This window comes from Grimontia sp. SpTr1 (assembly GCF_947387585.1).
GTDB classification, from domain to species: domain Bacteria; phylum Pseudomonadota; class Gammaproteobacteria; order Enterobacterales; family Vibrionaceae; genus Enterovibrio; species Enterovibrio indicus.
The window spans coordinates 587,605-613,786 of the sequence record NZ_CANDOD010000001.1; the positions used below are offsets into that span (position 1 = coordinate 587,605).

At 48.3% G+C, this 26,182-nt stretch carries 27 protein-coding genes; 18 read left to right on the top strand and 9 right to left on the bottom strand.

What is annotated here, in order from left to right:
* Positions 1 to 238 precede the first annotated feature (238 nt).
* Together QL223_RS02770 and QL223_RS02775 are read left to right on the top strand one after the other, a co-directional pair.
* Complete coding sequence (locus QL223_RS02770; protein WP_281543827.1) at positions 239 to 1,225, top strand: GTP-binding protein; 987 nt, start codon at positions 239 to 241, stop codon at positions 1,223 to 1,225.
* Between the two features lie 33 nt (positions 1,226 to 1,258).
* Positions 1,259 to 1,681, top strand: a complete 423-nt coding sequence (locus QL223_RS02775) for a DUF1801 domain-containing protein (RefSeq protein WP_281543828.1) — start codon at positions 1,259 to 1,261, stop codon at positions 1,679 to 1,681.
* 12 nt (positions 1,682 to 1,693) lie between these two features.
* On the opposite strand, the gene QL223_RS02780 is transcribed toward QL223_RS02775, so the two are convergent.
* The gene (locus QL223_RS02780; RefSeq protein WP_039849562.1) at positions 1,694 to 1,975 is read right to left on the bottom strand and encodes a hypothetical protein; all 282 of its coding nucleotides are present in this window, start codon (positions 1,973 to 1,975) and stop codon (positions 1,694 to 1,696) included.
* A gap of 567 nt (positions 1,976 to 2,542) precedes the next feature.
* Between QL223_RS02780 and QL223_RS02785 the strand changes: the two genes are divergently transcribed.
* The 4 genes from QL223_RS02785 to QL223_RS02800 all read left to right on the top strand — a co-directional run bounded on the left by QL223_RS02785 (position 2,543) and on the right by QL223_RS02800 (position 6,578).
* Positions 2,543 to 3,883 carry a cytochrome ubiquinol oxidase subunit I gene (locus QL223_RS02785; RefSeq protein ID WP_281543829.1) on the top strand — a complete coding sequence of 447 codons (1,341 nt, stop codon included), beginning with the start codon at positions 2,543 to 2,545 and terminating at the stop codon, positions 3,881 to 3,883.
* Complete coding sequence (locus tag QL223_RS02790) at positions 3,880 to 4,872, top strand: cytochrome d ubiquinol oxidase subunit II (RefSeq protein ID WP_281543830.1); 993 nt, start codon at positions 3,880 to 3,882, stop codon at positions 4,870 to 4,872. The genes QL223_RS02785 and QL223_RS02790 overlap by 4 nt, the downstream gene beginning before the upstream one ends.
* 110 nt (positions 4,873 to 4,982) lie before the next feature.
* Positions 4,983 to 5,402, top strand: a complete 420-nt coding sequence (locus QL223_RS02795) for a GFA family protein (protein WP_281543831.1) — start codon at positions 4,983 to 4,985, stop codon at positions 5,400 to 5,402.
* Positions 5,403 to 5,558: 156 nt separating this feature from the next.
* The gene (locus QL223_RS02800; protein WP_002536117.1) at positions 5,559 to 6,578 is read left to right on the top strand and encodes a serine protease; all 1,020 of its coding nucleotides are present in this window, start codon (positions 5,559 to 5,561) and stop codon (positions 6,576 to 6,578) included.
* A 51-nt stretch (positions 6,579 to 6,629) separates the two neighbouring features.
* On the opposite strand, the gene QL223_RS02805 is transcribed toward QL223_RS02800, so the two are convergent.
* The 4 genes from QL223_RS02805 to dgcN all read right to left on the bottom strand — a co-directional run bounded on the left by QL223_RS02805 (position 6,630) and on the right by dgcN (position 10,555).
* Entirely contained in the window at positions 6,630 to 7,094 is a 465-nt protein-coding gene (locus tag QL223_RS02805; protein ID WP_281543832.1) for a GNAT family N-acetyltransferase, read from the bottom strand.
* A gap of 190 nt (positions 7,095 to 7,284) precedes the next feature.
* Positions 7,285 to 8,418 carry a fatty acid desaturase gene (locus QL223_RS02810; RefSeq protein ID WP_281543833.1) on the bottom strand — a complete coding sequence of 378 codons (1,134 nt, stop codon included), beginning with the start codon at positions 8,416 to 8,418 and terminating at the stop codon, positions 7,285 to 7,287.
* Positions 8,419 to 8,604: 186 nt separating this feature from the next.
* Positions 8,605 to 9,540 (bottom strand): N-acetyl-D-Glu racemase DgcA, encoded by a 936-nt coding sequence (gene dgcA / locus QL223_RS02815; RefSeq protein WP_002536111.1) that lies wholly within the window; start codon positions 9,538 to 9,540, stop codon positions 8,605 to 8,607.
* Position 9,541: 1 nt separating this feature from the next.
* Positions 9,542 to 10,555, bottom strand: a complete 1,014-nt coding sequence (dgcN, locus tag QL223_RS02820) for an N-acetyltransferase DgcN (RefSeq protein ID WP_281543834.1) — start codon at positions 10,553 to 10,555, stop codon at positions 9,542 to 9,544.
* A 218-nt stretch (positions 10,556 to 10,773) separates the two neighbouring features.
* Between dgcN and QL223_RS02825 the strand changes: the two genes are divergently transcribed.
* The 6 genes from QL223_RS02825 (at position 10,774) to QL223_RS02850 (ending at position 17,856) form a co-directional block, all read left to right on the top strand.
* On the top strand, positions 10,774 to 11,667 hold the full coding sequence (locus QL223_RS02825; protein WP_281543835.1) for a LysR substrate-binding domain-containing protein: 894 nt from the start codon (positions 10,774 to 10,776) through the stop codon (positions 11,665 to 11,667).
* Positions 11,668 to 11,891: 224 nt separating this feature from the next.
* A complete protein-coding gene (locus QL223_RS02830) occupies positions 11,892 to 13,475 on the top strand; it encodes a hypothetical protein (protein ID WP_039849560.1) in 1,584 nt (527 codons plus the stop codon).
* Between the two features lie 114 nt (positions 13,476 to 13,589).
* The gene (locus QL223_RS02835) at positions 13,590 to 15,419 is read left to right on the top strand and encodes a hybrid-cluster NAD(P)-dependent oxidoreductase (RefSeq protein ID WP_281543837.1); all 1,830 of its coding nucleotides are present in this window, start codon (positions 13,590 to 13,592) and stop codon (positions 15,417 to 15,419) included.
* 120 nt (positions 15,420 to 15,539) lie between these two features.
* Positions 15,540 to 16,214 (top strand): hypothetical protein, encoded by a 675-nt coding sequence (locus tag QL223_RS02840; RefSeq protein WP_281543838.1) that lies wholly within the window; start codon positions 15,540 to 15,542, stop codon positions 16,212 to 16,214.
* Positions 16,215 to 16,417: 203 nt separating this feature from the next.
* The gene (locus QL223_RS02845) at positions 16,418 to 17,425 is read left to right on the top strand and encodes a response regulator (protein ID WP_039849591.1); all 1,008 of its coding nucleotides are present in this window, start codon (positions 16,418 to 16,420) and stop codon (positions 17,423 to 17,425) included.
* A gap of 2 nt (positions 17,426 to 17,427) precedes the next feature.
* Positions 17,428 to 17,856, top strand: a complete 429-nt coding sequence (locus QL223_RS02850) for a PAS domain-containing protein (protein WP_046308170.1) — start codon at positions 17,428 to 17,430, stop codon at positions 17,854 to 17,856.
* Between the two features lie 73 nt (positions 17,857 to 17,929).
* Here QL223_RS02850 and QL223_RS02855 read toward each other — a convergent pair whose 3' ends face one another.
* Positions 17,930 to 18,739, bottom strand: a complete 810-nt coding sequence (locus tag QL223_RS02855; RefSeq protein ID WP_281543839.1) for a M48 family metallopeptidase — start codon at positions 18,737 to 18,739, stop codon at positions 17,930 to 17,932.
* Positions 18,740 to 18,929: 190 nt separating this feature from the next.
* Here QL223_RS02855 and QL223_RS02860 point away from each other — a divergent pair, with 190 nt between their 5' ends.
* The 3 genes from QL223_RS02860 to QL223_RS02870 are packed head-to-tail and all read left to right on the top strand — an operon-like array spanning position 18,930 to position 19,959.
* Positions 18,930 to 19,358, top strand: a complete 429-nt coding sequence (locus tag QL223_RS02860; RefSeq protein ID WP_002536098.1) for a hotdog fold thioesterase — start codon at positions 18,930 to 18,932, stop codon at positions 19,356 to 19,358.
* A gap of 2 nt (positions 19,359 to 19,360) precedes the next feature.
* Complete coding sequence (locus QL223_RS02865; RefSeq protein ID WP_281543840.1) at positions 19,361 to 19,591, top strand: DUF3389 family protein; 231 nt, start codon at positions 19,361 to 19,363, stop codon at positions 19,589 to 19,591.
* Positions 19,592 to 19,605: 14 nt separating this feature from the next.
* Positions 19,606 to 19,959, top strand: a complete 354-nt coding sequence (locus QL223_RS02870) for a hypothetical protein (RefSeq protein ID WP_002536095.1) — start codon at positions 19,606 to 19,608, stop codon at positions 19,957 to 19,959.
* A 42-nt stretch (positions 19,960 to 20,001) separates the two neighbouring features.
* Here the strand turns inward: QL223_RS02870 and QL223_RS02875 are convergent, their stop codons facing one another.
* From QL223_RS02875 to QL223_RS02885, 3 genes are all read right to left on the bottom strand, one after another.
* A complete protein-coding gene (locus QL223_RS02875; RefSeq protein WP_002536094.1) occupies positions 20,002 to 20,817 on the bottom strand; it encodes a DUF2797 domain-containing protein in 816 nt (271 codons plus the stop codon).
* An 84-nt stretch (positions 20,818 to 20,901) separates the two neighbouring features.
* Entirely contained in the window at positions 20,902 to 21,204 is a 303-nt protein-coding gene (locus QL223_RS02880) for a hypothetical protein (RefSeq protein ID WP_281543841.1), read from the bottom strand.
* A 125-nt stretch (positions 21,205 to 21,329) separates the two neighbouring features.
* On the bottom strand, positions 21,330 to 22,289 hold the full coding sequence (locus QL223_RS02885; protein ID WP_281543842.1) for an endonuclease/exonuclease/phosphatase family protein: 960 nt from the start codon (positions 22,287 to 22,289) through the stop codon (positions 21,330 to 21,332).
* Positions 22,290 to 22,807: 518 nt separating this feature from the next.
* Between QL223_RS02885 and nrdD the strand changes: the two genes are divergently transcribed.
* From nrdD to QL223_RS02900, 3 genes are all read left to right on the top strand, one after another.
* Complete coding sequence (gene nrdD / locus QL223_RS02890) at positions 22,808 to 24,928, top strand: anaerobic ribonucleoside-triphosphate reductase (RefSeq protein ID WP_002536090.1); 2,121 nt, start codon at positions 22,808 to 22,810, stop codon at positions 24,926 to 24,928.
* Positions 24,929 to 24,938: 10 nt separating this feature from the next.
* The gene (gene nrdG, locus QL223_RS02895) at positions 24,939 to 25,409 is read left to right on the top strand and encodes an anaerobic ribonucleoside-triphosphate reductase-activating protein (protein WP_002536089.1); all 471 of its coding nucleotides are present in this window, start codon (positions 24,939 to 24,941) and stop codon (positions 25,407 to 25,409) included.
* A gap of 195 nt (positions 25,410 to 25,604) precedes the next feature.
* The gene (locus QL223_RS02900) at positions 25,605 to 26,147 is read left to right on the top strand and encodes an ATP-dependent zinc protease (RefSeq protein WP_281543843.1); all 543 of its coding nucleotides are present in this window, start codon (positions 25,605 to 25,607) and stop codon (positions 26,145 to 26,147) included.
* Positions 26,148 to 26,182: the final 35 nt, after the last annotated feature.

A 26,182-nucleotide genomic window follows, 5' to 3' on the forward strand; every position in this document is an offset into this window, starting at 1 on the left:
CCTTCGGGCGAGTTGACTGACGCCGTGCTCATTGTTGTTCCTTTTTGATGGAGGTGACTACACCTGCAAAGGAACGCCTCGATCTCAACGCCAGTCAATCTCGCTGAATCCGGCATCTTCAGGTTGTTTGGGTATACGGTGTATTCATGGCAGTAATAAGGAATTTGTACTTTCGGATCTCTGCCGGATTGATACACTGCTCAGCCTGACAATGATCAGCGTACTGATAGGAATCTCCATGGCCGACAAGCTAACCAAAAAAGTCCCGACCAATATCATCACCGGTTTCCTCGGTGTAGGTAAGACAACCGCCATTCTCAATCTGCTCAAACAAAAACCAGAAAATGAAAACTGGGCTGTGCTCGTGAATGAGTTTGGTGAAGTGGGCGTTGATGGTGCTTTCCTTAGTGAACAGGGCGCGATGGTAAAAGAGGTTCCGGGTGGTTGCATGTGCTGTGTGGCGGGATTACCCATGGCTATCGGCATCAACGCACTGCTGGCACAAAATCCGGATCGATTGTTGATTGAACCAACTGGTTTGGGACACCCTAAAGACATTATCGGTAAGCTGCTTTCAGAGCATTACGAAAATTATATCGAGCTGAATGCGACGATTACTTTGGTTGATCCGCGTAACTTCGCAGATGTTCGTTACACCGAGAACCAGAACTTCCGTGATCAGTTGGCATTGGCGGACGTGGTGGTGGCGAACAAAGCTGACCTCAGTTCAGCAGCCGACATTGAAGCGTTCGATGACTACGTCAAAAGCGCTGAAATCGCGAAGTTAGCATCAGGGTATGTTGAACAAGGACAACTCAACCCTGAATGGTTAGCCTTGCCACGTGTTGACCGTAATGCGCAGTTTGGACACCATCACTCACACGACGATGAGGAAATGCCTCCGTTTGAGCTGGAGCCAGGTGAAAAATACCGTCGTAAAGAAAACAAAGGGCAGGGTTATGTCAGTTGCGGCTGGGTGTTCGAGCCAAACACGGTATTTCCGTTTGATTCGCTCTATGGCCTGTTTGCCAACCTGAATGCGGAGCGCGTGAAAGCCGTGATGAATACAGACGACGGTATGTTTGCGTTCAACGTGGTAAACCAGATGGTGACGGTCAGTCCAATCAGTTTGCAAGGCGTTGAATCCCGCGTCGAAGTCATCGACAAGGAACTGCTACCTTGGGACGAGCTTGAAGACATCCTGCTGTCGTTCATCGAAGAATAATTGTCACGCCTGGCTAAATGCCGGGCGTTTTCATTGGAAAAGGAACTCAGCGTGATGAAGGAAGAGATAAAGGCAAAATTTGAGAGCTACCCAGAGCCGGCAAAATCTAGATTGCTACAACTGAGGGAACTGATTTTCGCCGTCGCAGCTGAAATCGGTGTTAGTGTCGACGAGAGTCTGAAATGGGGTGAACCTAGCTATTCAGTAAAAGGCGGAACGCCAGTGCGGTTCGATTGGAAGATCAAATCGCCAGAATCGGTCTCCATTTACTTTCACTGTCAGAGTTTAATGGTCGATACGCTGCGAGAAGTGATGCCAGTGGCGTTCAGTTATTCTGGAAACCGCGAACTCTCGTTCCCATTAAATCAGCCTCTTCCGGATACCGCTTTGAGGGTTTGCATTGAAGCAGCGTTTACGTATCAATCGAGAAGAAAACAGCCGCTGCTTGGGCTTTAGCGCTGAGCTTTATCAAGCCGCAATAATGTTGTTGCGAACCAAACCACGCCTTACGTTGTTACACATCTTGCCAAAACGGCGAATCTCGTCGAATTGCGGTGTGATACCGCGAGACATAGCTGATTCCCAATAACTCAGTTCTGAGTCCACCATTTCCAGCAGCTTCTTTGGACAACCAATACAGTTACCTTCTGGGCCGCACACAAAAGTGTCGGATTCGTAGAGAGGAAGCTCCTGCTTTACCTGCTCAATAATCTGTTTCATTGCATCCATGCGAGTCGGTTTTTTAGCCATTTTCAAGACTCGCTTGGGCCTGTTGACCTTTGGTGGTTAAATTTTGTTCTCGCTATAAGCGTTTTAGGCGCGGCGAGGTGTGTGCCGCCTAGTCATTCTAAGCAAATACACCTCAACAAAGCATAAAACGCTTAGAGTACGGGACGCGCAGTCGAACCCTTCGGGCAGCGTTTGTGGGAAATTTCTGCTGCGTTATCGGCTTCTCATGTAGGCTAGCTACACGTCGAAGCCTCTGCCTTGCATAAAATCCCCACAAACTGCTGCAAAAATCATCACCAAAGGTCAACAGGCCCGAATAAAGGGTGCCAAATCTTACGCCTCCCTGAAATCGCTGTCTAGCAGCACATAAATCACGGGTATGTAATTGGCTTGTTGTGCTGGTGTTAACCCTTAATATTTCTAAACAATTCGACGTAGATCCTCACTGAATCCTTCTTTCGTACCCTAAATAAAAATTGATATAGATCAATTATCAAGGCCTAGGCATCACACCAAACATCTCACTTCTTCTGTTTGAACGTGTTTTCAAAACCCATTTTTCGAGTTGTTTATGATTGAGGTACAACGATGTTAGAAACCCTTATGCTCTCGCGAATACAATTCGCTGCGAACATCAGTTTCCACATACTCTTCCCGACCATCACCATTGCACTTGGCTGGATGCTGGTGTTTTTCAAACTCCGCTTTAACCGAACCCAAGATTCGGCTTGGCTGGACCTTTATTACTTCTGGGTCAAAGTATTCGCTCTGACTTTCGCGCTTGGTGTGGTTTCGGGTATTACCATGAGCTTCCAGTTTGGCACTAACTGGCCGGGCTTTATGGAGCAAGTCGGCAATGTGGCAGGGCCGTTACTCGGTTATGAGGTAATGACTGCCTTCTTTATGGAAGCGACTTTCCTCGGCGTCATGTTGTTCGGGCGTAACCGCGTTGCCGAATGGGTACATACGCTGGCGACTTTCCTCGTGGCCATCGGTACGACATTGTCGGCCTTCTGGATTCTGGTACTCAACAGTTGGATGCACACACCAGCGGGCTATGAGTTGATTGAGGGTATTGTTCACGTCACTAGCTGGAAGGAAGTGATTTTCAATCCGTCTATGCCATATCGCCTCGCGCACACCTTGTTGGCATCGGGCTTGACCGCAAGCTTTTTGATTGCTGGCATCAGCGCCTACCAATACCTGAAAAAACCAGACCACAAACCTGCACAAAACGGCTTAAAAGTTGCCGTATTGGCAGCCGCAGGGCTTATCCCAATTCAGATTTTCGTGGGCGATTTACATGGTTTGAATACGCTCGAGCACCAGCCGGAAAAAATTGCGGCAATGGAAGGCGTTTGGGAAACACAAAACGGTGCGCCTTTACTTTTGTTTGCTGTGCCGAATGAAGAAACCCGTTCCAACGATTTAGAAGTTGGGATTCCGAAGTTGGCGAGCCTGATTCTGACTCATGACCTCAATGGTGAATTGGTGGGATTGAATGATTTTGAGGACCATCCCCCAGTGTCTCCGCTGTTTTATGGTTTCAGGATCATGGTTGGTGTTGGCGTTTTGATGTTACTGGTGGCGGGTTATGGCGCATTCAAAATATTGAAGAAGCGCGAACTTCCGAAACCCTATCTTTACACGCTAGTCGCAATGACTTTCTCAGGTTGGGTTGCCACCCTGGCAGGTTGGTATGTGACTGAGATTGGCCGTCAACCTTGGCTGGTCAATGGTGTGCTTCGCACTTCGGATGCCGTTACAACGGTCTCTAGCGGCAATGTCATGTTATCACTGGTGATGTATTTGGTTGTTTATGGCGTCTTACTCGTTGCCTATATTCGCACGCTTTTCTATCTCGCAAGGAAAGGATTGAACGCTGAATCAACTGAGCCAAATAAAAACCTTAAGGAGGCTTGCGCATGATGGACTATTTACCGGAAATTTACCTGTTGCTCCTTGGCTTCTCCGCGTTCATGTACGCGATTTTAGATGGTTATGACCTTGGTGTGGGGATGCTGCTGCCTTCCAACAATGAAGCACACCGTGACCGTATGATTGCATCCATTGGCCCTTTCTGGGATGCAAACGAAACCTGGCTGGTATTGGCGGTTGGCATTTTGCTGATTGCCTTCCCAACTGCTCACAGTCTGATTCTGACCGAGCTCTATTTGCCCACAGCGTTTATGCTGATTGCGCTGATCATGCGCGGGGTAGCGTTTGACTTCCGCGCCAAGGCAAAGGCTGACAGAAAAGACAGCTGGGATCTCTGCTTTAAAGCGGGCTCATTGATCGCTTCGCTTTCCCAAGGCTACATGATGGGTCGCTATATCATGGGCTTTGAGGTTTCAGCCTCAGCTTACGGATTCGCAGTATTGAGTGCACTCTGTGTGACCGCAGCCTATGTTTATATCGGCGGTGCTTGGCTGGTACTGAAAACGGAAGGTGAATTGCAAGTCAGAGCTGCCAGATGGTCACGACGTGCAGGATGGTTAGCGGCAATGGGTATTGCTGCGGTCAGTATCGTCAATCCGCTAGTAAACGAACAAGTCGCCGAACGTTGGTTCAGCTTCCCTGAAATACTGCTTTTGGCGCCAGTGCCGCTAGTGGTGATGTCGATTATTTTCCTGGTCGACCGTTATTTGCGTCAGGTACCCGTAAAAGATGATTTGGGTGCGAGGTGGCCTTTTTTCGCCGTCAGCCTGATCTTTGCACTGAGTTTTCTTGGACTGGCTTACAGCTTCTTTCCGGATGTCGTGCCAGGAATCATGACCGCGAGTGAAGCGGCGAGTGCGCCTGCAACGCTTATGATAGTGGGTGTCGGTGCAGCCATTGTGATGCCAATGATCCTGCTTTATACCTTCATGATTTATCGAATCTTTAAAGGAAAAGCGACAGAGCTAAGTTATCTGTAAAAAGTTACCTATGAAAAAGCAAAATGGGCACCCGGTGAGGTGCCCATTTTCGTTGTCAATTCAGTTGGGGCTGGGGTAGGGTGATAATTCACCAGTAAAAGGAGTTTACGATGTCAAAACCTGCCAGCTACAAAGGCCAATGCTTGTGCGGTCAAATTCAATACGAGGTTGACCATATCGAACCGAAAATGGGGCATTGCCATTGTTCAATGTGTCGAAAATTTCATGGTGCGGCGTTCGCCACTTTTGGTGAAGCCAAAGCGGAGGATTTCCGATTCAAGAAAGGCAAAGACAAACTGAAAGTCTATGTGGCGGAAAATGGCACCAAAAGAACCTTCTGTGAAAACTGCGGATCCAGCTTGCTGTTTGAGGCTTCTAACAGTGACGGTAGCTTGGTTGAGTTTACGCTTGGCACGCTGGAAAGTGATATTCCATTCAAGCCTGATGCGCATATTTTCAAGAAATTTAAAGCGCAATGGTATGACATTACCGATGAATTGCCGCAGTTTGATAAGGGGAGAGAGCACTAAAGGTCTAGCTACTTGGCGCATAGAGCCAAAGTAAGATGTTCTCACTAAAAACCGAATATTGAGAACTTCGCCGCGTCTTTTCGAACAGGATACGACCCAGACTTACCTGCAGGATATCTTCGATCTCATAGAAAAATATCGAGATTTGAGGTGCTTGTGATTAATAAATGGTCTGTAAAAGTGTTGGGCGGCATTTTAGCTAGCACTTCTTTCTTGGGAACCGCGATTGCGGCAGAAAATGTGCCTGTACCCGCCATCGTTGATGGGGCTTATGTGCAGATTGGCGATGTGCCATGGCAAGCAGCACTCATTGACGATTCAGGTAAATTCTGCGGTGGTATCATTATCAGCCAGCGTCATGTTTTAACCGCGGCACACTGCGTGATTGATGTCAGCACGTCAACATTAAATGTCGTCACTGGCTATGAAGATGTTGCTTACATTCCTGATGAAAATATCTCTGCGGTTTCCAAAATCGATGTCCACCCAGACTATGATAATGAGTGGTTAACATCAGATATTGCGGTGATTCATCTAGCCTCAGACATCGCGACCACGGCTTCTCCTATTGCTATCGCAACCCAAACTACCCAGATTGACTTAGATGCCCAATTTGCTGCGGCAGAAAGAGAGAATCTATTTGTATCAGGTTGGGGAAGAGTGGCGACTGAAGAAAAGGGTAGCCGATTCTTACAGTACACGCTGTTGAATGGCATGGATGATTTCAGCTGTTATGGTAACGACATCGGAGGTAGACACGACTCCTTTATTTGCGCAAACAGTGAACGTTCAACAGGTGTTTGTCAGGGAGATTCGGGTGGTCCATTGGTTTGGCAAAATCCTTCTGCGCTTGCCAACAAGGACAAAGGCTATGTGGCTGTTGGCGTTGTTAGCTATACGTCCTTTTATGGGTGTGGGTTGACGGATTACGCAGATGGCTTCTCTCAAATCGCCACGTTCTACGATTGGATTGATGAGAAAGTGGGTGGCTATGAAAGGCCAGACGTTACTTTCACGACAGATATTTTCAACTTAGGCTCTGACTACGCTCCTGACACAACAATACCGCTAACCCAAAGCACCAGCGGTGGTGGCGGTTCAATGCCTCTTTGGTTATTGACGCTGATGCTGCCAGCCGTTTTGATAAGAGCGTCCCGCAACAAAGCAATCAGTTAAAGAAAAATAAAAGCCGGAGAGTCGAAAAATTCTCCGGCTTTTTCGTGAGCCTTAGAGAGATAGACACATGGTGTGGGAAAGCTTCTCAAATCCGATATGCTCATAGAAACCAACGGCATTCTCATTGAATGACATCACTTCCAAGCGCACTTCTACAGCACCATTCTCTTCCGCCCACTTTTTACAGGCATCGATAAGTGCACGCCCAACACCTCTGGTTTGAATACGTTGGTCAACCACAATGGTGTTCAGTCGGCAAATCAATGTCTTGGCCAAAAATGGCACGGTTTCATTTCTGTCCAGCCTTGCCATGGAATATCCGATGATCTTGCCTTCAGATTCGGCCACGGCAAACCACCAGGCATCATCTTGGACTTTGGAAAGCAAAAAGCGCTTGTCTTCCTGTGACGGAGGGTTAAAGGCATTCGGTGCGTTATCAAAGTGTGATTGGGCAATTTGTTGATAGATGTCGAATATCCCTTCGATATCGAATGGCGTTGCTTGTCGTATTTCCAAGTTCAGTTTCCTTTCTCTTCAGCGCGTTCCATCTGAAAGTTTGTCATAACATCGCTGAGGATGTTTGCCTTTTGTGCTTTCAACAAGGTGAATCCCATATGCTCGAAAAGTGGGTGCGAAGAGGCTGTCGTTTAAAAAACGAAAAGGGCAGATTTCTCTGCCCTTTTGCGTAGATAGTCTCATTGGCCGGTTAGGCGTAAGATGCGGTAAGCGTCATCCAATTGCGTTTCTGCTTTTGAAAATCAGATTTCAGGATCTGCAATTGCTGCACCAGAATGGCTCGCTCGTACTTCTTTAGCAGGTTCTGCTTTTTCAGGTCAAGCAGTCGCTTCTTGGCTTCATAGTATTCACTCATGCGAGATACCAATGCCTCATATTCTTGCTCAACAATCTGCAAGCGGTGCGTTGCATTTGGCGTCAGGCTCAAACGCGCTTGAATGGTTTTCAGCATCATTCTTGCCTTCGCTTTTTCAATGCGATCTGGCGGGGTAATGCGAAGCTTTTTCGTCAGTCCGAGCCAGCTGCTTGATTTAATCAGCCACTTAGTCGGATCAAACTGCCACCAGTAGATACCATTGCGGTAGTCATTCTCAAATATATGGTGGAAATTATGGTAGCCCTCACCAAAAGTCAGAAAGGCCAGAATACCGTTGTCACGTGCTGTGTTTTTCTCTGTGTACGGCTGCTTACCCCAGATATGGGCCAGCGAATTAATAAAGAAAGTACAGTGATGGTTAAGTACCAGACGGGTGAAACCAATCAGGATAATTGCACCCCATAAATCGCCGTGAAGCAGGCCAAAAGCGATCGGAATACCGAAGTTAGTCGCGATGACCAATGGCAGGTAGTACTTGTGCTGCCACATCACGATTTTGTCTTTCTGTAGGTCACGGCAGTTGCTGTAATCAGAATAGCGGTGTTTTTGATATTCACGGAGCATCCAACCGATGTGTGAGTACCAGAAGCCGCGTTTAGCGGAGTAGGGGTCGGTATCGTTGTCATCAACATGACGGTGGTGTACGCGGTGGTCGGAAGACCAGTGAAGGATGCTGTTTTGAACAGCGTAAGCGCCGCCAAGGGCAAAAATGAATTTCAGAATAGGGTGAGCTTCGTAGGTTTTATGAGACCAGAGTCTGTGGTAACCCGCAGTGATAGACATACCGCTAAAGGTGAAAGCGACAAGAAGCATCGCAATTTGGGCCCAGTCAAATCCATGGTAATAGGCCCAAAGTGGCGTACCAATGATGGCGATCGCAAAAGTGATGACAAATACCGAGACATTCAGCCAAATGATCGGTGGTTTATTAGTGTTATTTGATTCCATGTTAAATACCGCAAATTTCCAGCGTACACATGTACGCTAGAATAGTGGTCGCTATCTAGGCGGTCAAGATGGCTATTAACAATTTGTCTCAATTTCGCCCACTAATTACGTGACTCGATTCAAACCCACAAAAAAGGGTGAAACACTATGACAGTATTTCACCCTCTCTGTGAGGCGGGAATATGACTACAGAACAATATGTCCGTTCTGGTAATGTAATCCGCCCTGGATATCATCACTGATAAGGAATGCACCATCCAAATCGACAAGCACTGCCGTTGCCGCAACAGGCAATGCAGCGCGCATTGCGATGGAACTGCCAAGCATGCATCCCACCATCACTTGCATGCCTTTTGCCCTTGCTGCTTGTTCCAATTCAAACGCTGCCGTTAAACCGCCGGTTTTGTCCAGTTTGATATTCACCATCTGGTATTTGCCAGCGAGGCTTTCGACATCATCTGCGGTGTGACAGCTTTCATCCGCACATAAAGGAATTGAGCTGGATATCTGACGCAATGCTTCATCTTCTGCCGCAGGTAAGGGCTGTTCAACCATGGCGATATTCAGCGGTGCGATTTGCTGAATCGTCGCTTCAATATCCAGATTTCCCCAGGCTTCATTGGCATCGACAATCAATAGGGTATCCGGTGCTGCGGCACGAACTGCAGAAAGTCTTTCAAACACCTCGTCGCCATTGAGCTTGACCTTGATCAGCGTTGCTCCTTGCTCCACATAGGCCTTTGCTTCATCCGCCATTTCCTGTGGCGTTGCTATCGACACCGTCATCGCAGTTTGAATACGCGCCGGTAAAGAAAAGCCATCAGGGAAGTTTTCTGATTCCAGATCCCATAGCGCACAATCCAATGCGTTGCGTGCTGCACCGGCGGGTAAAAGTGTCTTCAATTGTGAGCGATCGAAGGCTTTTCCTTTTACCGAATCAATTTGCGCTAACACGCTATCGAAAGACTCCCCGTAACGTCCGGTAGGCGAACATTCCCCAAGCCCTTTTTTGCCGTCCTTCTCGATAGTTACCTGAATCACTTCCGCTTGGGTACGGCTACCACGAGAAATCGTAAAAGGGCGTTTAAGTGTGTATGTGACTATCTGCGCGCTAATTTGCATCTTAATCCCCGAAACTGCTGGCCAAACGGTCGACGATGTTTTCCACACCGAATCGAACCGGATCGGTGGCTGGCAGCCCATGCTTTTCTTCCATCTCTTTAAGATAGACCTTGGCTTCGTCTTCGTTTAACGCAGAAGTATTGATGGCCATGCCGACAAAGCGAGAATTTGGATTGGTGAGTTTTGCCAACCTCAAGCCAAGCTCCATGATGTCTTCGACTTGTGGCATTGGCATATGAGGCATGTGGCGGGTGTGCGGGCGATTCGCTTCGTGGCAAAGGACCAATGCATCCGGCTGGGAACCATGCAGTAGACCCATGGTGACACCGGAAAACGCAGGATTGAGCAGGGAGCCCTGACCTTCAATCAGTTGCCACTCGTCCTCATCACAGGCTGGCGACAAGGCTTCTGTTGCACCAGCGATAAAGTCTGAGATCACCGCATCTACTGCGATACCTTTACCTTCCACCAAAATACCAGTCTGCCCTGTCGCACAGAAAGTGGCTTTCATGTCGCGCGCTTTCATCGCTTTTTCGAGCGCCAAGGTGGTGAACATTTTGCCCACGGAACAGTCGGTGCCGATAGTAAGCAGACGTCGACCAGAGCGTTTCTTACCATTCCCGACATCCAGTTTTTCAGCGTAGTGGCGCAAGTCGAACAGTTGAACGCCCACTTTTTCTGCCGCTTCTGCAATAGCCGGCACGTCTGCCAAACGTTGGTGCAATCCAGAAGCGATATGCATACCCAGTTCAATCGCTTCAACAATCATTGGGATCCAGTGCTCTGCCAATACGCCGCCCGCGTTGGCTGTGCCCAGTACAAAGGTTTTTGCACCTTGCGCGTATGCTGTTTTGGCATCCATTTCCGGGAGGCCGAGTGAAGGCACACCATCATTCAGGCGCAATTGACCCAGACATTTTTCTGGTCGCCAGTAGTGGATTCCACGGGCAGTTTTAATCGCAAGAGGGTCATGGCTTTCGCCGAGCATAAGAAGGTAAGGGGCTGGGATGTTCATTTTATTCCTTTTCTCCGGCACGCCCTTGCGTGCTGCATGAAGTCCTAAGGTGATGTTTTCACTATAGGTGGGTTGGTACTTACAGAAAAATGCCGTTTGTGATTCGCCCATGCCGATTGGTTATCAAAAACTAGGAATAATGTGATATATATCGACTTAAACTTTGTCTATGAAATTAAAATGCCGATAGGGACAGAAACAAAGTAAGAGAAGTTTGCGTGAATATCGAAAGTAAGTGGCTGGAAGATTTTTTGGCATTGGCAGAAACACGGAATTTTTCCACGGCAGCAGGGCTCAGAAATATTACCCAGCCTGCTTTTTCACGCCGCATTCGTATGCTGGAACAGTCTGTCGGCGCTGAACTGATTGATCGCACCCAAACCCCTGTTGCATTAACTGCCAGTGGTCGAATATTCCGGGTTACCGCAAGAACCTTGGTTCATCAGATGGAAGAGGGAATCAGCCAGATCTCCGCTCTCAATTACTCAGATGGCAGTGTGGTACGTATTGCTTCAGCCCATTCTCTCGCTTTGGATATGACGCTCGCCATTCAACAAGCTTTTACGTCTGAAACACAGCCTATGCTGAGTGTCGATGCGATGAACGTGGATGAAGCCGTAGACGCACTACAACAAGGCGAGTGTGACTTGTTATTGGCGTTTGAGAACGAACACCTGAAATTACCGCCGTTCGATTACATTCAGGTCGGTCATGCTGATTTGCTACCCGTTACCGCGCCCAACGAAAAAGGGTTGCCAAAATTTTCGCTTGCTTCTGAAGAAGCAACACCATGGCTGGCCTATAACCCGACGTCATACATGGGACGACAAACGGATTCCCTTCGCACTGAGCTCAATCTAAAAACCGTCTTCCTCTCGTCGATGGTCGACATGTTAAAACTTCAGGCAGTCAAAAGTCAGGGAGTGGCATGGTTACCGGACTTTTCGATTCAAGATGAAATCAGAGAGGGTCGCTTGATCGTGTTGGGAGAAAAGGAGCATGTCCGGAAAGTTGCTTACTATGCGTACCGGTATCAGTCGCGATTGCATCCGTCAGGAGAAAAAGTGTGGTCGGCGCTGAAAAAAATTGCTACCGGTAACTCTCTCAACTGACAACGGAAATTCAAGAAACAGCCTAGTGGCTCGAAAGATCTTGTCGGGTAGCTGCTATATTTTTCTAACGCGCTGCCGATAACTAAAGCATAAGAAGTCCAAACAGCCTGCCTTTTCTCAAAGCACGTGGTGATACGATCAAATAGCCTCTCGTGAGCGCTGTTTGGATAGACGACTCTCTCGCTAAATGGGGTGTGGCGGGAGAGATTGACGCTGGGGGTGAAATGCCGTTGAAAGAACCTATCCCGAATTTCGTCAAAGCCATGGGGCATCGTGTTGTCAGTTATATCCTGAACGTTTCTGAAGCGGATGCGAGGCTGGTGCTGCAGCACCAGGCGCGTCTGAACGCCAAGCAAAAAGACACACTGTCTTCCTACATTCAACTGTGCCGACAAATGCGTGCTGTGGCGGTTTCACAGGGTGACATCGAGCAATCCTTTTTCCATCGTTTGCCGCATGTTCTGCAGAATGGTCAGCATATGTTCTCTGTCTGGCGTCGCCAAAATGGCGGTGCAACGCCGATAGTTAATGCGACGGATCCTCTCGCGCGCAGCTTGGCGAATGTTGCGGCTGAGCTTTATCCGCTGTTTCTGGTAAAAGCAGGGGCTCGTCCTCATCTTTTTTACCGTGCTTCGGGTCATTTGAGCGCGGCGATCATGAATCTGCCCGGTCACAAAACCTTGTATCGACATTTCATTGAAGATCATTCGTTTGAGCGTGTCTTTGAAACCATTGGCAACGAGCCGAGCGAAACCTTCGGCCATTATGCGGATTCTAAAGGCAAGCGTGGCGTGATCACGCTTTCCTCGCTTCCCGCAGCGCTATTGATCAACAGCTACGACTTAATGCGTGTGCGTGGGCCAATCTCTGCGGACATCTTCGTCGAGACCGTACTCGAGATGCTTGAAATTGCGCGAAGTGTAGCCGATGGCGAAGTTGCACAGATCCCGCTGTTTGTTGGCTTCCGCAATGCTGCCTTGATTGATTTCGATGCCTTGGATACAAAGTGGGGAACCATTCGCCGCTACACGCCAGCCATTGCTGAATATGTACTTCAACTGCCGAGCCAGATGGCTAAACGCAAAGACAGCGGCTTTATGTTGGAATCTGGTTTTGCTTACGCCATCAATGTAGGTGACTTGCTGGAAGATGATGAATGGCCGGACGATGTGATGGATGCGGAGAACGATAAAGTCGCGACCGAGCTGAACATTACCTTGTGTATGGCAATGTGCTTCCTTGAGCAAACCCCGCCTTTCGTCGCGCCAGAATGGGCATGGCATATCGATCCGTTCTCCCTGGAAGGGGCAAAACAGATTGTCGATACCGTTAAAGAAGCAGAAGAGCCCGTATCAGTCACTAACAGTGTGCTGGATGATTTGGAAAACTGGAGTCTGTTGCTTGAAGATACAGATTCAACGGGGATACGACTTGCCTTTGGAAGGCTGTTCAGCGCGGCGAGGCAGCCAGAAAGGTTGGATGGCTTGCTGGATGCGATTCTCGCTTTGCGCAATATATTTGGTGCAGGCTCTCAAGCCGAGAACGTTGCCCAGGCAGTCAGCGTGTTGATCAAAGGTGACGCACAAGAGGCCGTTGAAGTCGCTCAAATGCTGACCCGTGATTGGAACCTCATCCTGTCCGGCGAAGCGTGGTGGGATGCAGAGGAGATCCGTGAGAAAACTAATGACTGTATATCTCTATGTCTGACCTGTTTACATCATTTGTATCTTAAGTATCCGACGTTGGTGAGTGAACCTGATCGACTAGCGCAAATCATCGCTTCTGAAGGTAAAAGCATTGCCTGTTAGTTCAGTGAGATCTCAGTGAAGCATTTCTCTTACTGAACAGTTTGTTGGAGCAATAAAACGCCGATTCTGTACAATACAGAATCGGCGTTTACATATAAAAAGAAAGGAGTCAGCGTGAGCACAAAAGTCAGCCAGATAAATGTATTTCCCGTTAAATCGGCAGGAGGCATCTCGCTCTCTAATGTTTGGGTTGAAAAAATTGGCCTGAGTTTCGATCGCCGCTTTATGGTGACGGATAGCACGGGGAAAATGGTCACCGGACGCACCGAGCCAAAGCTGACTGAAGTGTCGGTGGGTATTCAGTCCAATGGTATTACGCTGACTCATCCCACCATGTCTCCTTTGGTGTTGAAGTACTCTCAATTCTCCATGAGTGAAGTGCAAACGGGCGTCTGGAAAGACGAGTTCGCGGGTTACTCCACCACATCCACCGCCAATGCCTGGTTCAGTCACCTGTTAGGTGGGAGTAAGCAATTGCTGTTTACGGGCGAAGAATCGTCGCCGCGTTACTCCCAAAGTGCGCAAACCCAGGTGAGTTTTGCTGATGGTTATCCGCTTTTGGTGATTTCAGAAGCCTCTCTCGAAGCATTGAACGAGCGCTCGCCCGATAAACACATCATGGATCAGTTCCGAACCAACATTGTCGTAACCGGTTGTGAAGCGTTTGAAGAAGACCGCTGGGAGAAAATCCGTATTGGTGGCGTGACGTTTCAAGTCGACCGTCCTTGCAGTCGTTGTGTGTTCACCACGCTGGATCTGGAAAGCGGTCGATTCCGTGTGAACGGCGAACCTATCACCACGTTGAGCCAGTTCCGCACCGACAAAGACGGCAACGTGAATTTCGGCATGAATTTGGTTGCGCTGAATGAAGGTTTGATTTCTGCAGACGATGAGATCAAAGTCCTCGAATACCGTGAGCCAGAAGTCTACGAAGACAACACCACGCCAAAACTTAACCTGAAGTGCAGCGATGTTGAAGAGGTTGCACGAGATTTTAAAACCTTCTGGTTTACCAGCCAGCAGGGCACGTTACCAAGTTACAAAGCCGGTCAGCATCTTCCTATTGAATTGGATATTGATGGCGAACGCATCCAGCGTCGTTATACGCTATCTTCCTCGCCAACTCGTCCCGAAAAGCTGTCGATTTCCGTTAAACGTGTCGATGGTGGTCTGGTGTCAAACTGGCTTCACGACAATCTAAAAGCCGGCGACAAAATCAAAGCACAGCAACCGGACGGTCAGTTCCACCTGAGTGATGATTCAGGCGAGCGTCAGTCATTGCTTTTGCTTTCTGGTGGTAGCGGTGTCACGCCCATGATGTCGATGCTTCGTTCTTTGGCAGATAACAACGAAATCAATGATGTGATTTTCCTGCATCAATGCAGTACAGAAGCAGATATTCCCTTCGTGGATGAACTGAAATCATTGGAAGATGCGCACGCGGGTCTAAAAGTCATGACCATACTCAGTCAGCCTGCAGCGGATTGGCAGGGAATGTCTGGCCGTTTGAGTCAGGAACATTTGGCATTGTTACCAAAACTGACTCAACGTGAAGTCTATGTTTGTGGCCCTGAAGGGTTTATGGAATCTGCCATGAACCTGCTGGAAACCCTGGGTGTGCCAGAAAGCCAACGCCATCAGGAGTTCTTCACACCACCAACAGTGGGTAACGATGCGCCAGCAATGGAAGTGAACATCAATATCGAAGGGGAGTTCATCCGCGGTGAGAACCAGCGTCCGATTTTGGTTCAGGCGGAAGAGGCAGGTGTCTATGTGGATTACAGTTGTCGTGCAGGTGTGTGTGGTTGCTGTAAGCTTCGCTTGGTCGAAGGTGAAGTAGAACAACCTGACATGCCAGCCCTGTTCCCCGGAGAGAAAGAAGACGGTCTTGTGCTCGCATGTTGTTGTATTCCAAAAGGTGACGTCACTTTGGTCAAACCTTAAGCAGATAGCGGAAAACTAAAGATTTTTTCCATCAGCTAACATTAATAACTGCCACCATAGGCTATCATGGTGGCAGTTATTTTTTGGGGAATACGCAGTTGCGACTGCAAGGAAAACATAATGACAAGCACAAACAAAAAAGGTGCATTGCTGTTTGCCGGCGGTTTACTTTTGGGCGGACTGGTGGCCACTAATCACTGGTCTTCGGTAGAAAATAGCATCTCCTTGCAACTTGATGACGTGAAGGCCGAGCTATCCGAGACAAAAGTTGCTTTGGCCGAAGCGCAGGAAGCGTTAGCGCAAGTCAACGTGCAAGGTGAAGCCGCGACAGAGCACGCTGAGTCACTCGCCCAGCAACTCGAAGAAAAGCAGGCTGAGATAACAGCATTGAAAGCGACGCTGGGTGAAAAATCCCGCGCTTACGCAGGCAAAGCGGGTGCACTGGAAAAGACATTGGAAGAAAAGTCTGTCGCCATTGCCCAGCTCAAAAAACGCGTTACGGACACCGATGTATTGTACGCTGAGCGTTACCGACTGACTAAAGCGGTCAGTGACCTGAATGAGAAGATCCTCAAAGGCGCGCACAAGCTGGAGCTCAGCCAGAAGGCATGCTCGGAGTTCAAAAAAGGTAATTCTTGGAACAAAGTATCGGAAAATGATTGCGATAACTTCAATGCACTAAAAGCCGAAAATAGCGCCATGATTGAGCAATTTGACCACCTGAGCTCAGATCTCGACAAAGTGAAAAGGGAACTTTCAGTATTTGGTAATGTGCCACTTCCTGATCATCCTTAGGACCAAATGGGGGAGTCGAAGCTCGGTCAATCCATCTCCCCATCACATTAAATTACTTCCACAGAGACCAATAGGCCTGTTTAACAACTATGCTTATGGGAGTAAGGTCATATTTCCTTGAAAATTGCGTTATATTTCGTAGCCTTGCTTACAACAACAATTCCAATCAATAGAATACGCAGCCGGATTTAGGGGTGGAGATTTTGACAACCCGAGTATTAATCACCGACGACTCTGCATTAGCACGAAAGCAACTTGCCCGGTCGCTGCCAGCATTTGTTAATGCAGAAGTGACGTTCGCGGAAAATGGCAAAGTCGCCATCGAGCAACTTCAGTCTTCCAGTTTCGATGTCATGTTTCTTGATTTGACCATGCCAGAAATGGACGGTTTTGAAACACTGGAAGTGATGCGAGCCAACAGCATCAATGTTCCTGTCTTTGTCGTATCAGGCGACATACAGCCAAAAGCGCAAGAGAGAGTTCTCTCACTGGGCGCAAAAGCATTCGTACAGAAGCCTGTCAGTCAGGAAAAGCTGGTCGAGCTTTTACAACCTTTTAAAATCAGCGAGCCTTCTACTTCACCTAAACCTGCTCAACCGCCGGTGGACATGAAAATTGGCCGCCGTGAAATGTATATGGAAGTGGTGAACGTGGCGATGGGTCGCGCCGCTGATTCCTTGGCACGTTACTTTGACGTGTTCGTTCATATGCCGCTGCCACAGGTTAACGTGCTAGAGGTCAGCGAGCTCACCATGACCATCAAGCACCTCGCGAATAACGACAATATGAATGGTATTTGTCAGGGATTCAGCGGGGAGGGCCTAGCGGGTGAAGCCTTGATGCTGATCTCTGATTCCTCGATGAAAGACCTACTGGGTATTCTGGATTATCCGGACGATGGCACCATCGACAATGATCTCGAAGTGCTTGTTGATGTCAGTAACGTGCTTATCAGTGCGTTTCTTTCTGGTATCGGTGAGCAGGCGGGCTTGGTATTCGCGCAAAGTTATCCCGCCATTATTGGCCAACACCAATCGGTCGATAAGCTGGTGGAAAACATGCACGGTACCTGGAAGCGCACGGTGACAATCGAAGTGAGTTACGCCATTGACGGCACCAACATCAAGTGTGATTTGTTGCTGCTGCTGGTTGATGAATCCTTGCCGCTCTTAGACGCGAAACTGGCTTACCTGATGGATGACGAGGAGTAACCATGATTGACTCACCAGAATTTGAACAATTCAACTGGATGGTCGATATGGTTCAGAATATCGACATGGGTTTGATTGTTGTTGACCGCGATTTCAACATCCATATGTGGAATGGCTTTATGGTTCACCACACGGGCAAGCACCCAAACAAGGTGAAAGGGCAGTCACTGTTTGATGTGTTCCCTGAAATTCCGGAAAGTTGGTTCCGCGCCAAATGCCGGCCTGTGTTTGAGCTGAAATGCCGGAGCTTTGTGGTGTGGAAGCAACGCCCTTACCTTTTCCATTGCCGCAACGTTCGCCCTATCACGGGCGAGGCGAGCTTTATGTATCAGAATGTCACGCTAAACCCCATGGTAAATTTGCGTGGTGAAGCGCAACACATGTTCATCTCTGTGGCAGATGTGACGGGTGAAGCTTTGGCTTCTCAATAGCGTTCTGCAGATAGAAAAATGCCAGCGTCATCGCTGGCATTTTTGTTTCAGACTTTCAATTAATCACACAGTGTTAGCCGAACAGATTAGGGCTGCCGCAGTTGGGTGCTTTTCGTGTTTGAGGTGGCAACTCGTTAATCGCCGTTTGCAGGTCTGCAATCCGGGTATCATGTGATGGGTGAGTGGAGAGAATTTCCGGTGGTGCGCCATCAGAAGCTTTTGCCATGTTTCGCCACAAGGCAACACTTTGGTTAGGATCGAATCCTGCTTCGTTCATCAATTGCACACCAATCAAGTCTGACTCAGACTCGTGCGTACGGCTAAACGGCAGCAAAACACCGACATTCACGCCGAGACCCAACCCCGCCATAATAAGGTCGGCATCTGCCGTCCCTGACGCACCCAAAGCGATACTGGTGACTTGTAATGCGCTATTTGCAGCAACTTGGCTTGAAACGCGCTCGCTGCCGTGATTCGCCATTACGTGGCCAATTTCGTGGCCGATAACTGATGCGAGTTGATCTTGTGTTCTCGCGACTTTCAACAAACCGGTATACACACCGATTTTCCCGCCAGGGAGTGCAAAGGCATTCACTTGGTCACTGTCGAAAACGACCACTTCCCATTTATCAAAATCCGGCTGGGGTGGCGTCACTTCCAAAATCGCATCGGTTACACACTGCACGTAAGCATTTGTCTTTTTGTCCGTGCTGATTTTCTCGTTTTGTTTTAGTTCAGAAAAAGATTGTGCACCCAGTGTCGCCATCTCTGCACCCGAGACGAGAATAAACTGGCTGCGTCCGGTTGGCGAAGTCGTACAACCCGCAATCAACGCACTCAACAGCGCCGCAGCGACTGTGTATCTGATTTTGTTGATCTTCATGAAGCTATTCCTTAAGCCCTTAATAATCCTAGCTATATAGTAAAGGATCCATAGGTCTGAATTAAACAAGTAAGACTGATAGAAGACTTTAAATGTCACTGATTGCGACAAAAGCCAGTAGCGTAGAAAAGTGACAACAAAGATAATACCAAAACAACCCAAAACCAAAAAATCACCGAAGGGGACTGTTTTGTCTATCTGGAAGAAACCCATTTCGCTTGAAGGCTTGAATGCCACCTCGAAAAACACCTTGGTTGAACATCTCGGTATTGTTTACACAGAGTTCAGTGAAGACAGCCTGACGGGCACTATGCCGGTAGATTCCCGAACGCATCAGCCATTAGGTATGTTGCATGGTGGCGCGTCAGTTGTGCTTGCAGAAACCTTAGGTTCGCTGGCAGCCAATATGGCAGTGGAAGAAAACAAGTATTGTGTCGGTCTGGATATTAACGCTAACCATATTCGTGCCATGCGTTCAGGTCACGTCACAGGAACAGCCAAAGCGATTCATATGGGCGCGACCACACAGGTTTGGCAGATTGAAATCACTGACGAGCGCGGCCGTTTAGTGTGTACCAGTCGCCTGACCATGGCGGTGCTGCAGCACAAAGGGAAATAGTCATGGTGATTACGATTCCCGGTGGCCGTGTGATTGCCACCACGCATGAAGTGATGGTGAAGTTTCAGGAAAACCAGATGACGCTTCAGGCACAGACTGATGATATCAGCCTGCTGGGCGCGCCCTGTATGCTGATTGCCAATGGTGGCACAGTGAATTGGAGCTTGTCTTTGGGTTCAGAAGAAAACCTGAATGCAGTGTCAGAAGCAACAGGGATCGCCATTAAACGTTAGAGAGGGAAAGAAAAATGAAAAGACTGATCGCTGCGAGTTTGATGTTCTTGGCAGGAACCGCTTGGGCTGGAAAGGCCGATGTGGTGAATGCAACAGCGACTAAAAGTGGTGAGTCTTACCGTTTTTCTGCCACTGTCGAACATGCCGATGAAGGTTGGGAGCACTATGCCGATGCCTGGCGAGTTGTCACCGCAGAGGGCGAAGTGCTGGGAACGCGGGTGCTACACCATCCCCATGTCAACGAGCAGCCATTCACCCGAAGTCTTTCTGGTGTAATGATTCCGGATGATATTACTGAAGTGTACGTTGAAGCGCATGACAGCGTGCATGGCTGGGGTGGAAAGCAGTTTAAGGTGGCGCTGGACTAGTTTGGAAAGATTCCCTCTCCCAAATGGAGAGGGATTATCGTTTTAATATTCTGCAGTCACTTCGTAACTGGTGAATTTGCGAATATTAATCACACCGGTATCGAAGATCAGATACTGGCCTTTAATGCCTTTCAGTACGCCGGAAACCACAGGATCTTTATCGAAGTTCAGTGACGTAATCTTGGTTGGGTATTCCGTCACAGGAAAGCTGATGTCGATGATGTCGTTTTGAATCGGTTCAACGGCGTCGAAACCATATTGCAGGCGCAGGCTGTAAATCTTGGCGTCAATTTGCGGCAGTAGTCGGCGCGCCTCTTCATGCAAATCCAACTCAACATTGTCACCTTTCAGCATCGCCCGCCAATTGGTTTTATCTGCCAGAAATTCCGCAATCGCGATTTCCACCAAACCAGACAGATGACGGCTTTTTACCCTCAGAATTGGCAGTGCTTGTGTCGCACCTTGATCAACCCAGCGGGTCGGGATCTGATTCGCACGGGTAATGCCGACCTTCAAACCCGAAGTATTCGAAAGGTAAACCACATGGTCAGTCATACAGAACTGTTCTGCCCACTCTGGCTCACGACAAGTGCCTTCAGCAAAGTGGCAGGTTTCCGGTTTCAGGATGCACATATCGCAGCGTGCCAGTCGCTTAGTGCAGGGGAAACAGTGACCCTGGCTGAAACTTTTGTTGGTTTTGTTACCACAAGCATCGCAATAGATATTGCCGGTGTACGTCAGTGTAAGAGATTTGCCAATCAGGGAGTTTAGGGAAATGTCGGTGTCACCGACAGGAAGGGAGTAATTCACGCCGTTATCCAGCGTGCTTTTCATTTTGCTCAGAGTGCCAGTAATCATTGTATTTTTATTGTTGTCCTTCACGTGCAGAGATTCTACAACGAAAGGACAACCACTAAAACCGCGTTCAAAACGCTTTGATGCTTATTTGGCCTTAACCAAACCGTCGTTCAGGTCGTTATACAAAGACACATCCAATACCAGCATATTGCGGTCGATGTCTTCACTGATTTCGTCAATCACAAACAGATCAGCGTCTTTGTCAGTTAGGTTGGTTTCGGCCAGATTAACAATGTTCTGGTTGATGTCACCATGAATGGTCACTTCTTCTACTTTTTCGTAGTGTCCGTAATCTAGCATGGTGGCAGGAACCAGTTCTGGTGCAGCAAAAGAGGGAGAAGAAATCAGCAGGGCAGCAGCAAGCAAAGGTGCTTTGGAAAAAGTCATTTCGGTGTTCCGTTGTTCTCGTTTTAGCGCATTGTAAATGCGGGTATTGCTTGTATTGTCAGTGAGATGTCAGAGCGGCTTTAAAGCGCCGCAAAACGGGGGCATTTGGGGTTTTTATCAGAAAACTACAAGTCGACAATCACAGGACAGTGATCGGAAAGACGATAAGTCGCAACAGCGTGGTAAGAGTATTGATATTGACGCGGCTCTGGCATATTCGACAGTGGCACTGCCCCAGGGCTAGCGACGATATGATCGATGAGTTTGCGGTAAACAACATGCTCCCAACGCTTGGTGCGATAGTTGTATTTTCTCGCTTTGCACTTCGCATCCGTATCGCGAGTCAGCTTCACCAGGTTCTCTTCGCCTACTTCCTCAATAAGCTGCTTCCACACCCACTCGTTCTTTTCATTCATGTAGTGGTTAAAATCTCCGGCAATCACAAATTCCTGTCCGAGTTCTATACGGGCGTTAATCCAGATCCCAAGGGCTTCGATTTGCTTATCGAGTTTCTTACAACTGTTGTTGCGACGGACAGGCGTTTCGAAACAGCCAGATTTTAGATGAATGGATAGAAGGTGAAGGGAAGGTTGGTTTTCGCGTACCACTTCGATATAAGCACCATAACGCAAATCCCCCCTTGAGAGGAAAGTGGGTAAACCGAGTGGCTGATAATCCTTGTGGTCGATGACCTTGATGCCTTTTTTGACTGCCCAGCCAGTGAACTGTTGGCTGCGGCGACTTTTCTTGAAGTATTTAGAGCGATCGGAAAAGTAGTAATCATACTCGTCAGGGTTTAGCACTTTTGCCAGAGAGTTTTCACTGTCCACTTCCTGAAAAGCAATCAAATCGGCATCAATCACCGAAGAGACAGTTTGCATCATCAAGTAATCTTCAGGCGTTCGTTTACTTTGAATGATGTCATCTTTATCACTCAGCCACTCCATGTTCCAAGTAGCGACAGACAAGGAAGCATACGCACTGGAAACCTGCAACAGCATTACCACGGGCACCACAAAAGCAAGCCAAGAACCTATGGTCCGCTTGAATAAAATATGCTGTCTTGATGGGTTCGCTGAATTCATTAAATGGTTGCTAAGTGGTTACTAAGTATTTGTTCTTAAAATAGGTGAGCTGAGAGTCAGAAAATACAAGGCTTTCAAGCTCATAGTAGTGCATACGGTATCGCACAGTTTTTACAACATAAAGAATTTGGGGAGTCTGTAGCAAAATTTGACAGGCTTTTTTCATTTCTTGAAGTTTGTCCACACTAATCGACTAGATAGAAATCGCATCCCCCTAGGCCATGATCTAAATCAAAGTATCCCGTTCAGCTCGACGGTCTAATACACCACATATTGTAGTCCTAGCTATGAATTCACCCATATTTGGTATTTCTTGACGCCATTCACATTTGCGTGTAGGTCGATTGGATCTTGCTGGATCCTTGTTCGATATCGGTTAAGTAACGCGAAATGGCGCGCTTTTTCATGGATATGGCTGACTACTTTCCCAGACGTGACGACTACTTACTAGCCAAAGTGGTCAACCTGATTTTCTTTCCCTTGCAGTAAAAGAGGGCCGATTTGTTGAGGAGCTATTTGTGAAACCTGTTGTCATCAAACGCGATGGAGGCCGCGTACCTTTCGAGCGCCAACGTATTCAGGATGCGGTACTGAGCGCGGCGTTTGCAGTAGAAGACATGGATCAAGCCTATGCAGCAGCAGTAGCAGATGGCGTGCTCGCGCAGTTTATGCGCAGTGATGAAGTGGATATCAATCAAATTCAGGATGCCGTAGAAAACCACCTGATGGCCGGGCCATTCAAGGCGGTTGCGCGTGCATACATTGAGTATCGACATGATCGTGACAGCATTCGTGAGAAGAAAAGCCGTCTGAACCATGAAATTCGTGGTCTGGTTGAGCAAACCAACTCCGATATCCTCAACGAGAACGCCAACAAAGACAGCAAGGTGATCCCAACTCAACGCGACTTGTTGGCGGGCATCGTGGCGAAACACTACGCGAAGCAGTACATGCTGCCGAAAGCGGTGGTTCGCGCGCACGAACAAGGCGACATTCATTACCACGATCTGGATTACGCACCATTCTTCCCGATGTTCAACTGTATGCTCGTTGACCTTGAGAACATGCTTACGCATGGCTTCAAGATGGGTAATGCGGAAATTGACACGCCGAAATCCATCCAGACCGCGACAGCAGTAACGGCACAAATCATCGCGCAGGTTGCCAGCCACATATATGGCGGTACCACGATTAACCGTATTGATGAAACCTTGGCGCCGTACGTTGAAATCAGCTACGAAAAACACCTGATGGTGGCGCGCGAGTGGGATATCCCAGACGCAGAAGGTTATGCCCGTGCGCGTACCGAGAAAGAATGTTACGACGCTTTCCAATCGCTGGAATATGAAGTGAACACTCTGCATACCGCGAATGGTCAAACGCCGTTTGTTACCTTCGGTTTTGGTTTGGGTGAATCTTGGGCAGCGCGTCTTATTCAGCAATCTATTTTGCGTAACCGTATTGCTGGTCTGGGCAAGAACCGTAAAACCGCTGTTTTCCCGAAACTCGTGTTTAGCCTGAAATCTAGCTTGAACCTAAAAGACGGCGAACCAAACTACGACATTAAAAAACTGGCATTGGAATGTGCGTCAAAACGCATGTATCCGGACATCCTGAACTTCGACAAAGTAGTAGAAGTGACAGGCTCATTTAAAACCCCAATGGGTTGCCGAAGCTTCCTGTCTGCATACGAAGAAAATGGCGAACTGATCCACGAAGGCCGCAACAACATCGGTGTGGTGTCTATCAACCTTCCGCGTATTGCGATTCGTGCAAATGGTTGTGAAGAAACCTTCTACAAACTGTTGGATGAAGTCTTAGCCGTTGCCCGTGAAGGCTTGGACACCCGTATTGCCCGTCTTCAAGGCGTGAAAGCCCGTGTCGCCCCAATCCTATACATGGAAGGCGCGTGTGGTGTTCGCCTGAACCCTGATGACGACGTTAGCGAAATCTTCAAGAATGGCCGAGCCTCGATCTCCCTTGGTTATATCGGCATTCACGAAACCATGAATGCGTTGTATGGCGTGGAAGAGCACGTTTACGATTCAGAAGCACTGCGCGAAAAAGCGCTGAACATTGTAAAATACCTGAAAGCGGCGACAGACAGCTGGAAGGAAGAAACCGGTTATGGCTTTAGCTTGTACAGCACACCAAGTGAAAACCTGTGTAGCCGCTTCTGTAAGATCGACACTAAAGAGTTTGGGCTGGTGAATGGCGTTACCGACAAAGGTTATTACACCAACAGCTTCCACTTGGATGTTGAAAAGAAAGTGAACCCGTACGACAAAATTGATTTCGAGATGGCGTACCCAGCTATCGCGAACGGCGGTTTCATTTGCTATGGCGAATATCCAAACATTCAGCACAACGTTGAAGCGCTGGAAAACGTTTGGGACTACAGTTACGAGCGCGTTCCATACTACGGCACGAACACACCCATTGATGAGTGTTACGAATGTGGCTTCACTGGTGAGTTTGATTGTTCAAGCAAAGGCTTTGTTTGCCCAAGCTGTGGCAACCATGACTCAACGAAAGTGTCAGTGACCCGCCGCGTTTGTGGCTACCTGGGCAGCCCGGATGCGCGCCCATTCAACGACGGCAAGCAGGAAGAAGTTAAACGTCGCGTTAAGCACATGTAAGCGAACGAGAATGAACTTCCACCAGTATTATCCGGTTGATGTGGTTAACGGCGAAGGCACACGTTGCACCTTGTTTGTGTCAGGGTGCGAGCACCAATGCCGAGGCTGCTATAACCAAAGCACCTGGTCACCATCGTCTGGCGAGCTTTTCGATCAGGCGATGGAAGATCGCATCATTGCGGATTTGAATGACACGCGCATCAAGCGTCGTGGATTGTCGATCAGCGGTGGTGACCCACTGCTTCCCGCTAATCTGCAGAGCGTTCTTAGGCTGGTTCAACGCGTTAGAAACGAATGCGAAGGCAAAGACATTTGGATGTGGACGGGGTATACACTGGCGAACCTCTCCGACGCACAGCGTGAAGTGGTGAACTATGTGGATGTGCTGGTGGACGGTAAATTCGAGAAAGTATTAGCCGATCCTTCTCTACCTTGGCGAGGCAGTTCGAATCAGATTGTGCACCGTTTGACACCACGTTAACAAAGGTACGGTTGCAAACTGCTAATCTCATTTCCAACGCCGCTTCAATGCGGCGTTGTTATACTCAACATCTAGTTTGGTCAGGCAAAGTTCAGAAACATCATGTATTCTGGCTTCGTCACCATAAACAAAGAAACTTTCAACAATCCGCACTGTCCATCTCTATGAATTTGCTTTAACTACAAGGACATCGCAATGAAACATCGTATTGCTGCCTTCTTAATCTTCCTCGTTATGGGTTCTATCTCAGTCGCTTTTGCGGCCAGTTCACCAGACAACTCACCAGACAGTTATGAACACCTGCCAGACGGAAAACTGGTGATGGGTGAGAAAGAGTGGGTCAGAGTTGACGAGATCAACGTTGTCGCTAAAGCCCGTGTGGATACAGGGGCAACAACTTCCTCTATCAGTGCTATTGATATCGAAGAATTTGAGCGAGATGGAGAAGAGTGGGTACGTTTCCGGTTGGCGCATGACGACAAGCAAACCGACTTGATGGAAATGCCTGTCATCAGAACCGTACGCATTATCCAGTCGAGCGCCGAAGGGTATGATCGTCGTTACGTGGTCGAAATGCCAATCACCATTGGGGATGTCACTGAAACCACAGAATTTACGCTGCGTGACAGACACCACCTGAATTTCCCAGTGCTGTTGGGAAGGACATATTTAAAAGATGTCGCGGTCGTTGATGTCAGTCGAAAATATGTGCAGCCAAAGCCGGAAATTCTCGAGTAGTAAATCACACTTGACGAATTTACAGTCAAAAGCGC